We start from the raw sequence: 15699 nt of genomic DNA on the forward strand, positions 1-15699 counted from the left end.
TTGCAACGCCGTCGACTTCGTCGGCGGTGCCTGACCGACGTATGGTGACCGCAAAGCCGCTGGTTAAGTGAGCAATTCAGACGTTCGCATTGGCCCTATGGCGGAGGAGACCTACGGTTGGAAAACCGTCACGGTTCGGAGCCCGTGACACAGCAGAGATCGTGTTGCACAGCAACTGATGCCGAGCGCCATCAACACCCAGGCGGCTGGCTCCGGTACGGCCAGCGGTCCCGCCTCGCCAAAGTTGTTGCGCACCGCGTTGAGGTCGGCGATGTTAATGCGACCATCCCAATCCACGTCCCCAGTGAGGCCGATTCCGCTGGCCCCAAAGGAGTTTCGGACGGCATTCAGATCGGCCACGGTGACGCGACAATCGCCATTCGCATCTCCCGCGGGGCATTCGGTGAATGGCTCGTACACAACCAGTCCCGGGCGCATCAACGAGTCGTCCGCCATCAGGAACTCGAGCGCTAGGTCGCGCTTGGCGAGCGGATCGAACAGTATTCCCAGTCGAATCCGCGCGCCGGGGCCCAACACGTTCGCAGCCAGCGGATTCAGTTCGGCCAACATTTTCTCGCTGGGATTCGCTTCCATCCAGGAATCAAGATCACGGTCCGCGAAGCTGCTCCATGCGCCATCCTGCGGATTCAAGGACCCGTTTTTTGAAGAGATGCGATAGCCGTCGATCGGCACTTCCAACGACGACTGGTTCTCGAGGATCGCTGCTCCGGATTCTGGATCAATCACCAGCACCACGTCATTGCGCCAACCGTGGAATTCGACCGCGGCGCTCAGTGTTTGCTCGGACGGATCGAAATACCGAAATCGCAGATCCTGCACATACGCTTCACCGAGGGCGCCTGGCAGAAAATGATAAGCCTTGCCGAGTGTGAAGGTCTCGCTGGGCGCCAACGTCATCGTCCCGAGCGGATTCAATTCCGACAGCCGAGACGCGTTGGGATTCGCCTCCTGCCAATCCGCGAATCCTTGGTCAGCGAGACTTCGCCAGCCATTGTCTTCGAACGCCAAATGTCCGCCGGGCGAAGTCAGCGAGTAACCATCGAAATGGACGACCTCGGCCGAGGTATTTTGCACCACGACTTGGCCGTGCTGGCGGTCAACGCGCACCGTCAGCCCGCCCGATGCGGCCAGCGCGAAGCGACCCACGACGGCGCGATGATCGGAAGGGTAAGGCGTGACCACCAAATCGGCGAGGGCGTCGTTCTCTCCCACGACGATGGCGTCGATCGGATCGACCAACTCGCCGGCGTGATAGACAATATCAATCCGGTCATGGACTTCGTCCGGCCCGTCCAGAGGCGTCCACGTGTCTCCGCGACGTTCCACCGGATTTGAATGCACCGCGCGATAGGAATCCGTTAACCCAGCCTGCTCCGCCTTGATCGACGCGGGCCAGGCGACCTTCATGCCGAAGTTCATCCCCGCGTCGGCGGCCTCGGCCGTCCAATCCAAATGCGAAGGTTCGTTGAAATCGCCTACCAGGAACACGGGCGCGCCGTTCGTGAGATACGGCGACATCGTCTCCAGCGTTCGCGACATGGCGGCGCCCCGCGCGGCTTGAGCGGCCGCAATAACCTGCACTTCGGTCGAGATTAGGCCATCGCGAATGTCGTACGGCTGATACGGATAAGCCGCCAAATGCACGTTGAACAAATAAGCCGGCTCACCCGATGGCAAGGCAACTTCTACGCCGCTAGAGAGAGTTTGCGTGATCGGGTAGCGGCTGAGAACTGAAATGTCACCATCCTGCACGTGGTGATAGAAGCCAAGCATGTCGGCTAACGCCGCCGTCGAGCCACTCTGTTCTTGTAGGCCGATCAGATCGGCGCCCGACGTTTCGATCGCCTCGACGGTTTTCGTCAGCGGCTGCCCCAGCGCGGTGCCACCGTGCAGGATGTTGAAGGTCATAACTTTCAACTCCGCGCCATTCGCGACAGAGATTGACAACACTGCACAGATATACGCGCCGATCAGAATCGATTTCCACCGCCATCGAGACTCCACCGTCATGAGAACCCTCATCGCAGCCGGGTGCGCCTGGCATTCGAGAACCTGCAACAATGCCACGTCTATCGTAACACGCGGTGCCGAGCAGGTCTTTGGACGGCGCCCACGTGTCTTCCCGCGATTGTGCGTCAAGCTTGCTCCATTGCCTTCGCAGAACTGGGAAAAATGGCAAGCGGCTGCGGATCGATCGACGGAGCCAGATTGCGCATGCCGTTAACTCGATTCCGAGCCCCGCGCATCGGCGCCGGAAACGCCTCCGACGAGCTGTCGCAGATGCCGCCCCACAGCCCGCTCCAATACGCGCGCAATCCCCCACAACACCAACCGCCCAAACCAAGACTTCGGCCACAGCGCAAACTCCCGCACCACCTCCGTTGTTTCCCCTTCGCGCCGAAACAGCCAAGTCTCGTCGAACCCAGTCGCCAACCGGCTGAGCGGCGGCGAGAAATCCCCGAAACGAAGCTGCACCCGGCGGTCCGGCACCCACTCCACGATCTCTTCCACGTGGCTGGACCCGTCGGTGTTGGTCACGCGAATCCGAGTGCCAACGACTTCCGGCGTGCGGACCTCGAATTCCGCCTGGCGGATGCCGGGCAGGAACGCATAGCCGGTGAACTCCGGCCACTTGGCCAGGTCCAGGATTTGAGCGGCGATCTCTTCGGGCGGCTGACGGAAGTTGGCCCGGCAAGCAAACGTCACGGGGCGGATTCCAGGCATTTGGGCTCAGATTCGGATTCGAACCACGAAAGGGACGAAAAAAACGTTCGCGTTGGACGGGCCGAACGCAGATCCTCGCCCCAGGCGAAGTGAAACGTGCAGTGGTGGATGTTCCACCTGCCGATGAGCGGCGTTCGATTCTAGCGCAATGAGTCGACAAGCGCGTAGCCGCCCAAGTTTGTGGCGAAGGCGTGGCAAGTGCCGGTCACATTGAAGTAGGCGACCACGTACGGCGCGAACCAGAACAGCGGGCGGCGCGGGCCGCCCGCTGAATCGGCGCTTGGAGATGCATCCGCCCATTGGGCGGCGCGGGCCGGATCAAGAACCGGTCAGGGGTTCTTTCTTTTCGGTGATCACCGGGCACTGCGTCGCCAGTTCGGCGTTCAGCGCGGTGAAGTCCTTCCACTCTTCCGGAACGTTATCTTCCATGAAGATCGCCTCGACGGGGCATTCCGGAACGCAGGCCTCGCAGTCGATGCACTCGTCGGGGTGGATGTACAACATCTGTTCCCCTTCGTAGAAGCATTCGACTGGGCAAACCACGACGCAGTCGGTGTACTTACAGCCAAAGCAGGGCTGGCAGACGACGTGGGTCATGGGCAAGGATCTCCTTTGAAGTCGTGTCTTGCTGGCTGGGATCAAAACTTGGGCGGACACTGGGAAGTGTCGGCTGGGCGGCGGTCGAAATCGCGTTAATCGCGAAATCTTGCGCCGTTTGCCTGAGCCTCCTCAGATTCCACACATCCGCGGCCGAAGTGTCAAGTGCTTGTTTCACAAGCCTTTGGCGAGCCGAAAATGCGTTTCCCGGTGAATTACCGCCGGGTCGCCGTCGGGGAGCGGCCCCCGGGCGATTACACACGAAAATCGGCTTTCCCCCTGGTTTCACTTGTCTCGTTTTTTAGGTCCACCTAAAATCAGGAGGATATGGGGGCGAAATATCTGCTACCCCGTGCGCAGTCGATGGTCTCCGTAGGCAAGGATTCGCCCGATTCCGCGACCACGGGGATAAGAGGGAGAAGCCGTGGCGCTTTCTGACGTCGACCGCAATTTATTGGAGCGCTGCCTGACCCGGCAGCCCCGTGCCTGGGAGGATTTTGTCGACCGGTTCACCGGCTTGGTGGTGCATGTCATCAACCACTCGGCCCAGTCACGGTCGATCCGCCTGGTCCGCGAAGATTTCGAGGACCTGGCCAGCGAAGTCTTTTTGACCGTCCTGCGCGAGGATTTCGCGATCTTGCGACGGTTCCGGGGGCAAAGCAGCCTGGCCACGTACCTGACGGTCATTGCCCGGCGGGTCGTCGTGAGGGAATTGTTGGCCCGCAAGCAGGCCACTTCCCTGGCCGCATCGCATCCGGTCGCCAGCGCCGAGACGGAAGCCCGTATTCATGATCGCGAAGAAGTCGATCGGCTGCTGGAAGACCTCGAGCCGGGCGAGGCGCACATCGTGCGACTGTTTCACCTCGACGGCCTGAGCTATCACGAAATCAGTCAGTCGACCGGCATCAACGAAAACTCCATCGGGCCCCTCTTGGCCCGGGCCCGCGAGAAAATGCGCCGCGCCGGGGAAGCGGTCGGTTAGCGCAATCTGAACCGCGGGGGCGCTGAGAGGATCGTGTTCCGATCGCTGAAAACTGAACACTGAAAACTTCCAACTCCCACCGCCTCACTACGGAAACTTCCCCTCCGCAAGTTCTCGATCCCATTGGTCCATCAGCGGCCAATCGACGGCGCAGGTGCCGAAATCGGCCATGTGGAGGTAGCCTTCCACGCGGGCGATGGTGCGGTCCAAGAGCGCGTCGTCCTTGCGGAAAATCGGCCCGTGGCTGGGCAGCAGCCATTCCACGTCGCTGGCCCGAATGCGGCGCAACGAGCGGAGGAACGACGGGATGTCGCTGCCGTGATGGGCGTCGATCGCGCCGATGCAGCCGTCACGATAAATGTTGTCGCCGCTCATCAGCAAGTTGCCGAGGCGGAACGAAAGCTGGCTATCGGTGTGGCCGGGCGTATGCCAGACCTCGAGCGATTGCCCGCCGATCGCAATCCGGTCGCCGTCGTTGACGAGCGTATCGAGCTTCACCGGCGGCATCGCCATGTGAATGTCTTGCGCGGCGATCTCCGCAAAGGTGCGAATCACGTCGCCGGTGGCGAGCGGCTCGGCGGCGAGCGGATGACCGGTGACGGTCGTCTTCAGCAGTTGCTTGGCCTTGGCGAGCCCCTGGATGTGATCCACATCGGCATGCGTGGCGACGATCGTCTTGCAACTCGACAGCGGAAAATCCAGCTGTCGAATCGTTTCGATGATCTCGTCGACGGTTTCTTCGAAGCCAATGTCGATCAACGCCCATTCCGGGCCGTCGTAGACCAGGTAGACGTTGCAACCGATTCGCTGGCCCAACTGATAGTTGATCTCAATTACATGCGGAAATACCGGCCTCCGCTCGATCATCGCGCTGATTCCTCGCTGTTGTGCCCCTGGAGCAATTCCTGGCGGCTAGCTGGGTGTACTCCACGAACGCTGAGCGCTGCAGTTCTCGGCGGCTTTCGTCTGGAGCCGAGGTCTGTGACCTCGGCCGCAAAGCCAAAATCGCCGTTGCCGACTCGCGCCGCACCGGATTCTAGGTCCGCCCACGAACAGCGACAAGTAACTGCCCGCTAGCAAAATGCCGCTGCGGAGCAACGCGCGATAACCTCAAAATGCGCCGAACAGCGTCCCGAAGATTGCGAGCCAAAACGGCAGCGAACCCAGCAACGAATAGACGAACGCCGATTTGAGCCGGCCCTGATACCAGCCCCGGGCGCCGAGAAAACCGAACAGCGAGAACAGTATCAAGATCAGCGTGATGACGATCCGCTCCGGCCAGCCCGGCGTGTACAAGGCGTGGCGATTGCCGCCGAAGAACAACATGCGAAATGCGCCCGCGCCGTACAACATCCCGAAGATGCACATACAAACCGTGGCGAACACGCGCCAGTTGGGGCGCGCATGACGTGAAGTGACTTCGTCGACCGTGACTTCGAACGTCGGTCGCAGCGGGCTCTGTGGGACGCGATAGGGATTGTCGTCTTGATCCATATTGACCCTTCCGGCTTTACGAACGCAGATACTTATTAAGTCGCGCCACTCCAATGAAAAATCGACAGACCAACCGGCACAGGCAATCTAATCCGGCAAATCGGAAAAGTCGAGCGCGCAGACAGCCGCTCCTACACCAGCCCGTAGCGCCAGCGAGGGAGAGTTGACGGAATGTACAGATCGAGTTGAAACTCTCGGTTGCCCTGGGAGCGGCATGCGGAGAGTTTCATCTCGATCTGTACGCAGCGTCCGTTCTCCCTCGCTGGCGCTACGGGCTAGTGTGGCGCGGATAACTGTTCCTAACCCTGGCTCCTTGCCCGGCTTGTCGTACAATCAATTACACGAACTCAACCCTCGCACCGCGCGCACGCGGGACCCGGCCTTGGCACTTTCTCGGTGCTCCGTGTCTCCGTGCCTCGGTGGTACACCTCCTCGGAACCAGCAACGCGCGTGGGCACGATACCCGACGGATTTTCAGCCAGGATTCAGGCGCTCGCCGGCGGCCCGGTCGCGCGCCGGCTCGCGCAATGGGCGATGCTGCTGCCCAAGATCTCCAGCTATGAGCCGGAGCTGATGGAGCTGAAGGACCACGAGTTGCGGAAGCGCAGCCTGTCGATCCAATACCGCGCGAAGGCCCTGGAACCGCTCGACCGATTGCTGCCCCAGGCCTACGCTTTGGTCCGCGAGGCCGGCCGCCGCGCGCTTAACATGCGGCACTTCGATGTGCAGATGCTCGGCGGCGCGGCCATGCACCAACATTGCATCGCCGAGATGCAAACCGGCGAAGGCAAAACGCTCACCGCGACGTTGCCGTTGTATTTGAATTCGCTCACCGGCAAGGGCGCGCTGTTGGCCACGGTGAACGATTACCTCGCCCGTCGCGACGCCGAGTGGATGCGGCCCCTCTATGAAATGCTCGGGCTGACGGTCGGCGTGATCGAAACGCAGATGTCGCAAGCGCAGCGGCGCAAAGCCTACGCCTGCGATATTACTTATGGCACGGCCAAGGAATTCGGCTTCGACTTCCTCCGCGATCGCTTGTTGATGCGGCGGATCCAGGAAGGCGAGACCGACGTGCTGGCTGGCATGCTGGGGCAGTTCTCAGGCGAGAAGAACGAAAAGCCCGTGCAACGGGGCGCGTACTTCTGCCTGGTGGACGAGGCGGACAGCATTCTGATCGACGAGGCGCGGACGCCGCTGATTATCAGCGCGCTGCCGACGGAGGCGGAACGGATCGCCGTTGAATGCTATCGCTGGGCGTCGTCGATCGCGAATGATTTCATTGAGGACGATCATTTCGAATACGAGCACGACAAGAAGAAAGTCGAGCTCTCCGCCACGGGACGGCACTTGGCGCGGCGCTTGACGAAGCCCGAGGCGATGGACTCGGTCGGCATGTACACGATCTACGAGTACGTGGAGCGCGCGATCAAGGTGCATCGCGAGTTCACGCTCGACCGGCACTACGTGGTGCGGGACGACGAGATTGTGATCGTCGACGAGTTCACAGGCCGCTTGTCCGAAGGTCGCAAATGGCGCGACGGCATTCACCAGGCCATTGAAGCGAAAGAAGCGATCACGGTGACCGTGGCCACCGGCCAGGCGGCGCGCGTCACCGTGCAGGACTATTTCCTGCGCTTCGAAAAGCTCGGCGGCATGACCGGTACGGCGTCGAGCTCGGCGAGCGAATTCCAAAAGATCTACAAGCTCCGCGTCGTGCCGGTGCCGACGAATCGCCCGGCGATCCGCCAGGCACTGCCGACGCTGGTGTTTGGGCACAACGACGAAAAATGGGCCGCGATCGTCGAGGAAATCCGCGAGATGCACGCTCTCGGCCGCCCCGTGCTGGTCGGCACGCGGTCGATCGATAAATCGGAGCATTTATCGCGCCTGCTGCACGCAGCGGGCATCGAGCACCAGGTGCTGAACGCCCGACACGTCGCCGAAGAGGCGGAAATCATCGGCCGCGCCGGATTGCCCGACCGCGTCACCGTCAGCACGAACATGGCCGGCCGCGGCACCGACATCAAACTCGCGCCGGAAGTCGCGGAGCTCGGCGGGCTGCACGTGATCTGCACCGAGATGCACGACGCGGCGCGGATCGACCGGCAGTTGATCGGTCGCTGCGGACGCCAAGGCGATCCGGGCACCTACCGGCAGTACCTTTCACTCGACGACGACCTCTTGGAGACCGGCTTCGGTCCTAAGCGCGCCCGGCGCTGGAAAACACGCGGTGAAAATAATCCCGGCCAGGTCGGCGGCTTCGCGTCGTACTTCCGCAAAGCGCAGAAGAAAGTGGAACGCAAGCACTTTCGCGACCGCAAAGTGCTGATGTACTACGAGAAGGAGCGCAAGAAGCTTCAGCGCCAGATGGGCCAGGATCCGTACCTTGATACGCCGGGGTAAGACGGGAATGACGGATTTCTAAGTCCGAATGACGAAAGAAATCCGAATGTCGAATGCTTGAATGTCAGAAGGGCTTGCGGACCATAATCCGGTTGTGCTCAGTCATTCGACATTCGTGCTTCGACATCAATTCGTCATTCGGATTTCGAAATTCGTCATTTGCCGCCGACGCTTCACGCAACGACTACCTTGCTCATACTGCATCGGTTGGCGGCGAGGCTTCTGGAATCGTCGGGATTGCGACCGGCTCCGTGGCCTTGCTTTCCGATTTACTGGCCGTGGCTTCCATGCGGCGGAGGCTGACGTGGTATTGGCGCCAACCGAGGAAGCCGATTGCGGCGGCGGCGACCGCGAGCGCCGACGACACCGTGGGGAAGATGCCAAGCGTGGCACAAACGATCATCGCAAAGGCGAACGCACCGCCGCCAACTAAGATGCGATTCAAGCGGCGTTGCGCGGTCTTTCGTTCGGAATGTCGATCGAGGGCGCCGCGCACCGATTGATTCGCGATTTCGCGCATCATCGATAAATCGACGGGCACTTCCGGCACTTTCGGGCGTTCCGGTCGGCGGACTGGTTTGGCGACCTGCTCGACGTCCGGCTGCGGCGTGGTCTTGGCGGTGGTGCTGCGATGCGACTCTGATTTGACGGGCGCACCTTCCTTGACGTTTTGTCCGCGCGGATTGGCGCCGGCTCGTTCCAGCAGTTGCTGCATGTAGGCATCGATCGAGCCGTCTTCCTCATGGTGTTCTGCCGCGGCGTGCGTGCGTTCGCGACGAGGTTCGGGCTCGCGTACCTCGGGCGTTTCATCCGATTCGTCTTGTCGACGGAAGAGCTGGGCAGTCGATAAACCGGCAGCCCGGTCGTCGCGGCGTTCGCCATGGGACTCCAGTTCCGCCTCGCGTTGCTCCAGTTCGGCCTGGTATTCGCGACTCTCTTTTTCCCAGCGAGCGCATTCCTGGTCCCACTGCTGGCGCTGCACTTCCCAGCGGGCGCGCTCCGCTTCGAGTTCCGCCCAAGCTGCTTTCACGTCTTGCTGATCGGCATCGACGACGGTCTCGTCGACGGCCTGCTGCTGGTTCGCCAGTTCCGAGCGCTCTTGCAGCAGCGCGGCGGAAGCTTCCGCATGAGCTTGCTGTTCGACGGAGAGTTGGCGTTGCTCGAGCCGCAGCGTCGCCTTTTCCTTATCGAGCCCGGCCTTTTGTTCTTCCAGCAGCGTCTTCGCGGCCGCGGTGCGTTCGCTGATTTCCGTGGCGAAACGTTCCGCATCCGCCTTTTGCCGTTGCAGCTCTTCGCCTTGCTGTTCCAATTCGCGGCGCGACGCGTCGATCTGGCGTTGTAACTCGTCGAGTTGAGCGCGGGATTGATCGCATTTGGCGCGATCGGCGCCGAACAGCTCGCGATCCTTGGCCAAATCGCCGCGGCTTTGTTCGAGTTGCCGGCGGCTTTCGTCCAGGGCGAGACGTTCGCTGGTCAGCTTCGATTCGCGTTCGTTCCACTCGCTGGCACGACGCTGCTGCTCGTCGGCGTCGGCCTGGGATGGCTCCGCGCCGGCGGGTTGTGGCGCGAGGTTCAGCTGTTGCTGCTCCAGTTCGCGTCGCAAGTTCTCCAACGAGGATCGCTCGCCCGCCAGGCGGACGTCCTGCTCGACTAGTTCCGCGGCGCGGCGTTCGAGTTCAGTCGCCTTGGCCTGCGCAACTTGGTCCGCTTCGCCGAGGCGTTGGTCCAATTCCTGCTTCTGCTGTTCCAGTTCGTTACGCCAGCCTTTCAAGGAGGCCCGTTCGGCGGCGTTTTGAGACTGCCGCTCGTTCAATTCGGCTTCACTGCGTTGCGCTTCGTCCGCACGGGACTGAGTCGACAATTCCGCCGCGGCGAGTTTTTGTTCCAACTCGTGGGCCAGGCGCTCCAACTCCTGCCGCCGCGGTTCCAAGTCCGCCGTCAGGCGAGTTAGTTCGCTCTGTTGGGCTTCGAGCTCGTTTTTCTGTTGTTCCAGTTCGCTGCGCCAGCCCTTCAGCGACGCCCGTTCGGCGGCGTTTTGCGATTGTTGTTCGCTAAGGTCCGCGGCGCTGCGTTCCTGTTCCGCGGCATGCGTGCGTGCCGATAGTTCCGCCGCTTGGCGGGCTTGTTCCAACGTCTGTTTTTGTTGCTCGAGTTCATTGCGCCAGAGTTCCAGCGCCGTCCGCTCGCCGGACAAACGGCCTTCAAGTTCCCCGCCTGCTTGCTCACGGCGTTCGACGTCCTTCTGGCGGGCTTCCAATTCGGCCAAACGTTGGGCGTCCTGCTCGTCGACCCGAGGTGCGGCCTCGACCAGTTCCGCGCGATCGAAATCTGGCGTCGCCGAGGGCAGCACTTCGAGTTCCACCTCGTCGAGCTGTAGTCGGTCGCCGGACTGGAGCGAGGCGTCCTGGAACTCGGCGCCGTTCAACCGCGCCCGAGGAGACATGCTGCGGACGACGTCGTGGGCTTCGCCGCGCAAGACTAGGCAGTAGCAGGGGGCGACGTCGACGCCTGCCAGGCGGAGCGTGCAGCCAGGATCGGCGCCGACCGAGACCTTTTGGCCAGACAGCATGACGACCTGCGAGTCGCCCACGTTGTGGCGGGTATGGACGCGGAACGCCAACTCCCGGGCAGGAGTTCCCAATACGGTCGATTGCTCGGCGGCTTCCATCAACTGCGACATTGCAGACCTGTCCTGTGCAAAATGCCCCACCGCACTCACCGCGCAAGGCCGACGGCCGGCCCCGAGCGACGGTGCTAATGCCCCATAATCAGCTACGTCGCAACTGGCCCAAGGTCAAAGGGGAACCTGGGATTGACCTTGCGCATCTGAACGTGGCACAGCGGAAGCAGCGGAAAACAGTGCTGTTCCTGGGGGTCCGGCAAAAACTGCTGGATAAATGCGCCGACTTTGCCGATTATTCCTCGGCCGAGAAAAAGGTTGCATGGCGACCCGGATCACAGCAAGGCAAAAGCCCTGGGAATCGTCCCAGCGGCCGTAAACCGCGAAAGTGTCCGGTCGCCGAAATTGCCGTGGTCGCGTCCGCGACGCTGCCAAGCGGTACAGGCATGATTGGGCGCAAAGTACATGTGGATAACGAGATAGGGTATTTCAGGAAATCGGTATTGACAAACCGTGCGGACTGCTAACTTTGGAGAACTCTCCAGGTTGCCAGCCGTACTATAGTTGGTGTGCCGCAGGGACCACTCAAGCCGAACAATCGGTCGAAGTGGGGGCGGACGGAACGAGGTCCAGGGCTACGAACAAGGTCGTTCGAAGTTTGGCTTGACGCGCGGGAAGAGTCTTCGCGTCGCCGGCTCAGATCGGACAACAGAGGCGAGGCAAACATGACACGCAAAGACTCGACGATGACCATGCGCCAGATTCTGATTCAGCGGCGCGATGCGCTGCGACAGGCCCTGGCAGGCGACCTCAGCCAACTTAAGGAGCTGAGCAAGCAAACCTCGGGCGACGTCGTAGACGCCGCCCTCGATTCAGCTCAAGATGAAATCAATTCGCAGCTGGCCGAAGTGGAAAGCCGCGAACTGGCACTGATCGAAAACGCGCTGGAACAGATGCGCAACGGCCAATACGGCCTCTGCGAAAGCTGCAGCGTGAAAATCCCGATCGCCCGGTTGCGGGCGCTCCCCTACGCGACGATGTGTATCGAGTGCCAGCGCGAGCTGGAACGCAGCGGCGGCGCCCGCGGCGGCGACGTCGACTGGGGCCGGGTGTTCGATTCCTCGGGCGGCGATTCGGATATGTCGATCAACGAACTGGAGATCGACGCGTCCTAACGGATCAACAAGCGACGCGGGAGGCGGCGGAATCTCGCTGTGAGGCGGTATAACCGGCAGCTTCCCGCGTCATCATGTGATATGATCCCAATGCACGTGTAGAATATCGGAAGGCGTCGCGACCGCGACGCCCGGAACCGGTATCCCGCACGTGCATTGTTGCTGCGCCTCCAAAGGGGAAAACGTCATGCGGAGTTCAGCGCACCGAGTGAGTCGCGGATTCGCCCTCTGGGTGCTGTCCGCGGTGATTTGCTTCGCCACGTCTCCGGCGAGCGCGCAGGACGGGCTGGACGATGCTCTGACGCCTGAACAGCGCGAGCGCGCCTACGACGATCTGGCGTTGCGGGCGGCCGAGTTCGAGGCCCGCAATATCTTGAAGCAGGTCGTCAAGCTGGCCAAGCCGACGGTCGTGCATATCGAGGCGCAGAAGCAGGAAGAAGGCCGCGCGACTTTTTACGGGCGCAGCCGGATGATCGAGGAAGCCGGCTCCGGCGTGATCATTCAATACGGCCAAGGCTTCTACGTGCTGACCAATCGGCACGTCGTGAAGGACGCCAAGCTCGCCGACATCACCGTCCATCTGTTCGACGGGCGGCAACTCACGCCGCAGCTGTTGCGGTTCGACGAAGAGACCGACATCGCGGTGCTGGGCATCAGCGACTCGAACTTGGTGGCGGCGCGGATCGGCAATAGCGGCCAAACCGAAATTGGCGATTTCGTTGTGGCGATGGGCAGCCCTTTCGGTTTGAGCCAGTCGGTGACGATGGGCATCGTGAGCGCAAAGGGACGCTGGAATCTGGAACTGGGCGATGGCGTCAAATACCAGGACTTTCTGCAGACCGACGCGGCGATCAATCCCGGCAATAGCGGCGGCCCGCTCATTAACCTGCGGGGCGAAGTCGTGGGCATCAACACGGCGATTGCCAGTAACTCCGGCGGCAACGAAGGGGTCGGTTTTAGCATCCCCGTCAATGTCGTCGTGAACGTCGCGCGCCAGTTGATCGAAGGCGGCAGCGTCGTGCGGGCCTTCCTCGGCGTAAACCTGGACCAGGATTTTGATCGTGAAGAAGCGATGCGCATGGGCCTGGGTTCGGCGCTCGGCGCCCGGGTGAAAAGCGTGCTGGCCGGATCGCCGGCGCAAGGGGCGGATCTGCGGCCCGGCGATGTGATCGTCCGCTACGACGGCGTCCGCGTGGAAGACGACGAGCATTTGATCAACATCGTCAAGCTCACGGAGATCGGCCGCAAGGTGCCGGTGATGCTGATCCGCGACCGCGAGCGCGTCGTCGTTTCGGTCGAAGTGACCGACAAGCCGAAGGTGCAGACCACGTCGCAGACCTCGCCGTAAGAGGGTTTAACTAACCCGCCTTGCCGGCGCGCTCCAGGCAGCGCACGATCGCGTCGGTCGTCTGCACGCGATCGATCTCTGTGACGACGCCGGTGTTCGCCCGCCATTGCCTGGCGGAACGCAAGTCGGCCACGGTCGCGCCGAGCGTGAGTTCGCCTTGAATTTCCACGTCGATGGCCATCATTTCCGTGGAAAATGCGCTCGGATCCGCCGCGGCCAGCAAGGTGACGGCGTCGGCCAGGTAGATGCCTTCCAAGCCGTACGCACGGCGAAATGAACGGAACGCATACGGCAAAATGCGATGCAGCAGGTCGCCGGCCTTGCTGTCGCCAGCAGGCATTTGTTCCAGGAAATCGAAGCCCAGCATGACTTGTCGGGTGATATTCAGCGGCACCAGCGTCTTGGTGAACGGCAGCCGCAGCACCTGGCGCGCGGCCAACGGATTTGCGTGGAAGTTGAACTCCGCCGCCGGCGTGACGTTGCCGGGCACGATGATCGCGCCGCCAGAGATCACCGCCTGGCCCAGGATATTGATCAGCCCGGGGTCGCGTTGCAACGTACGGGCCAGATTGGTGAGCGGACCCAGCGTGACGACGGTCACTTCGTTCGGGGCGGAGCGGATCGCGTCGGAAATGACCTTGTCCGCCGCGGCGACGTGATGCAGTTCGGCGCAGGCGAATTCCGCGTCGGCCAAACCATTGGCGCCATGCAGATGCCGGCCGTCGACCACCGGGGAGTCGTCCACGGCAGCAGCGCCCAAACGAGGCCAGCGCGGCGGATCGAGCAGTTCGATCAGCGATTGCAAATTCCGGGTTGATTGCTCCGCCGGAACATTGCCCGCGACCGCGGTGACCGCGATCACTTCGAGCCTGGGATCGAACAACGCCATCACCAGCGCCACGGCGTCGTCGATGCCTGGGTCCAGATCGATGACCACCTTCCTAGCCATGAGCATCCACCATGAGAAAAGATTGGCCGCCGCGATGGGCGACTTCGTGCCGCCGGGCAATTACGGCGATTCTAGGTGGCGCGCCCGTGGTTCACAAGCGGATCAAAGCGCGTTGGCGACCCGGCGCGAGCGTTGCGTCAAGGATTTGCAACGTTTTTATTTGCTGGCTTCCGGCGGCGCGAATTGCCGTACTTCGGCGGCGTCGGCGCCTTTCCAGAGCCTGAGCACACTATCCTGTCCGCCAGCCACGACGAGCGATCCGTCTGGAACCGCGGCGGCCGTGTACATGAAATCTCCGCCGCCGCCGAAGTTGCGCGAGTTAGCGCCGTCGGCGGTGTTGAACCAGCGTACCGTGCGGTCGCCCGAAGAGGCCAGAACTTCGGTTCCTTCCGCGATGAACTCGATCGACGTGACTTCCTTGCCGAAGCCGCCGATGGTGCGGAGTTGGTCGCCGTTTTGGGCGTCCCAGACCTTGATGCTGTTATCGGCGCTCGCGCTGGCAATCACCTTGCCGTCGGCCCGCCAGGCGAGGCCCAGCACATGATGCGTGTGTCCCTCGAAGGAACGCACCCAGGCGCCATCCGCGACGTTGAACACCTTGAGGAATTTATCCGCGCCGCAGGAGGCCATTTGCTGGCCGTCCGGAGAGAAGCGCACGCAGAATACGGTGTCGCTATGGGCGTCCGGAATTTCGCGCACGTGGGCGCCATCCGCCACGTTCCAGAGTTTCAATTCGCCCCCGCGCGAAGGCTCGCCGCCGCCGGAAGCCAGCAGCGCGCCGTCCGGACTGAAATCAAGGGCGAGGACGCGATCGACGAATTTGTCGGGACCGCTGATCGTGCGCTCGAGCGTCCAGGCGGGGAACAGGTCCCAGACGAGCCAGCGCGGATCGTCGACCGCGACGCTCGCCAGGCGTGAGTCGCCGACGAAGGTCAGATCCGAGACTGCGCCGCTATGGCTGGCGTAAGTATCGCACGGCGCGCCGGTTTCGGCGCTCCAAGTGTGAATCACGTGATCTTCGCCAGCTGCGACAACGAGTGCGTTGTCCGGCGAGAACGCCACCGAAGTGAACGGCAGTTGCTTGGCGACGGCGGCTTGTCGCGCGGTTTCCGATGCTGCTTCGGCGGCCGTCGACTGTTCTTGCGCCGTGGCGATTTGCTGTTCGGCGAGCGGCGCGGCGGCTTGCGCTTTCGCCAATGAGCCGTTCGACGCCTCCACGCTCTTCATGGCAGCCGTGAGCGCCGTCTCGGCCGCTTGCGCGGCGGCGACTGCGTCTTGTGCCGCCTTGGTCTTGGTCTTCGCGTCTTCGGTGAGTTGATTGACGCGCGTCTGCGTACCGGCGACGCCTTGATCGAGCGGCGACTTGGACGCTTCGATGGCGGC

The 15699-nt window shown here is 62.1% G+C and carries 13 protein-coding genes; 5 read left to right on the forward strand and 8 right to left on the reverse strand.

All coding sequences use genetic code 11. The features are described 5' to 3' along the window. Nucleotides 1-111: 111 nt before the first annotated feature. From SGJ19_04160 to SGJ19_04170, 3 genes are all read right to left on the reverse strand, one after another. Nucleotides 112-2031 carry an endonuclease/exonuclease/phosphatase family protein gene (locus SGJ19_04160; protein ID MDZ4779428.1) on the reverse strand — a complete coding sequence of 640 codons (1920 nt, stop codon included), beginning with the start codon at nt 2029-2031 and terminating at the stop codon, nt 112-114. A 210-nt stretch (nt 2032-2241) separates the two neighbouring features. Continuing rightward, on the reverse strand, nt 2242-2727 hold the full coding sequence (locus tag SGJ19_04165; protein MDZ4779429.1) for an SRPBCC family protein: 486 nt from the start codon (nt 2725-2727) through the stop codon (nt 2242-2244). Between the two features lie 336 nt (nt 2728-3063). Beyond that, entirely contained in the window at nt 3064-3342 is a 279-nt protein-coding gene (locus SGJ19_04170; protein ID MDZ4779430.1) for a ferredoxin family protein, read from the reverse strand. Nucleotides 3343-3766: 424 nt separating this feature from the next. Here SGJ19_04170 and SGJ19_04175 point away from each other — a divergent pair, with 424 nt between their 5' ends. Beyond that, on the forward strand, nt 3767-4324 hold the full coding sequence (locus SGJ19_04175; GenBank protein MDZ4779431.1) for a sigma-70 family RNA polymerase sigma factor: 558 nt from the start codon (nt 3767-3769) through the stop codon (nt 4322-4324). 87 nt (nt 4325-4411) lie between these two features. On the opposite strand, the gene SGJ19_04180 is transcribed toward SGJ19_04175, so the two are convergent. Together SGJ19_04180 and SGJ19_04185 are read right to left on the reverse strand one after the other, a co-directional pair. Then, nucleotides 4412-5191 carry an MBL fold metallo-hydrolase gene (locus tag SGJ19_04180; protein MDZ4779432.1) on the reverse strand — a complete coding sequence of 260 codons (780 nt, stop codon included), beginning with the start codon at nt 5189-5191 and terminating at the stop codon, nt 4412-4414. A 243-nt stretch (nt 5192-5434) separates the two neighbouring features. Further along, nucleotides 5435-5818 carry a hypothetical protein gene (locus SGJ19_04185; protein ID MDZ4779433.1) on the reverse strand — a complete coding sequence of 128 codons (384 nt, stop codon included), beginning with the start codon at nt 5816-5818 and terminating at the stop codon, nt 5435-5437. Between the two features lie 450 nt (nt 5819-6268). Here SGJ19_04185 and SGJ19_04190 point away from each other — a divergent pair, with 450 nt between their 5' ends. Continuing rightward, nucleotides 6269-8224, forward strand: coding sequence for a preprotein translocase subunit SecA (locus SGJ19_04190; GenBank protein MDZ4779434.1), 1956 nt, complete (start codon nt 6269-6271; stop codon nt 8222-8224). 193 nt (nt 8225-8417) lie between these two features. Here SGJ19_04190 and SGJ19_04195 read toward each other — a convergent pair whose 3' ends face one another. Then, complete coding sequence (locus tag SGJ19_04195) at nt 8418-10904, reverse strand: hypothetical protein (GenBank protein ID MDZ4779435.1); 2487 nt, start codon at nt 10902-10904, stop codon at nt 8418-8420. A 77-nt stretch (nt 10905-10981) separates the two neighbouring features. On the opposite strand from SGJ19_04195, the gene SGJ19_04200 reads away from it, so the two are divergent. The 3 genes from SGJ19_04200 (at nt 10982) to SGJ19_04210 (ending at nt 13367) form a co-directional block, all read left to right on the forward strand. Continuing rightward, complete coding sequence (locus tag SGJ19_04200) at nt 10982-11371, forward strand: hypothetical protein (GenBank protein MDZ4779436.1); 390 nt, start codon at nt 10982-10984, stop codon at nt 11369-11371. 198 nt (nt 11372-11569) lie between these two features. Next, nucleotides 11570-12019 carry a TraR/DksA family transcriptional regulator gene (locus SGJ19_04205; protein MDZ4779437.1) on the forward strand — a complete coding sequence of 150 codons (450 nt, stop codon included), beginning with the start codon at nt 11570-11572 and terminating at the stop codon, nt 12017-12019. Between the two features lie 208 nt (nt 12020-12227). Continuing rightward, nucleotides 12228-13367, forward strand: a complete 1140-nt coding sequence (locus tag SGJ19_04210) for a trypsin-like peptidase domain-containing protein (protein ID MDZ4779438.1) — start codon at nt 12228-12230, stop codon at nt 13365-13367. A gap of 10 nt (nt 13368-13377) precedes the next feature. Here SGJ19_04210 and SGJ19_04215 read toward each other — a convergent pair whose 3' ends face one another. Continuing rightward, nucleotides 13378-14316 (reverse strand): nucleoside hydrolase, encoded by a 939-nt coding sequence (locus tag SGJ19_04215; GenBank protein MDZ4779439.1) that lies wholly within the window; start codon nt 14314-14316, stop codon nt 13378-13380. Between the two features lie 156 nt (nt 14317-14472). Further along, nucleotides 14473-15699 (reverse strand): WD40 repeat domain-containing protein (locus SGJ19_04220; GenBank protein ID MDZ4779440.1); only part of this gene is annotated, 1227 nt, incomplete at its 5' end.

It is taken from the genome of Planctomycetia bacterium (assembly GCA_034440135.1).
Lineage (GTDB): Bacteria > Planctomycetota > Planctomycetia > Pirellulales > JALHLM01 > JALHLM01.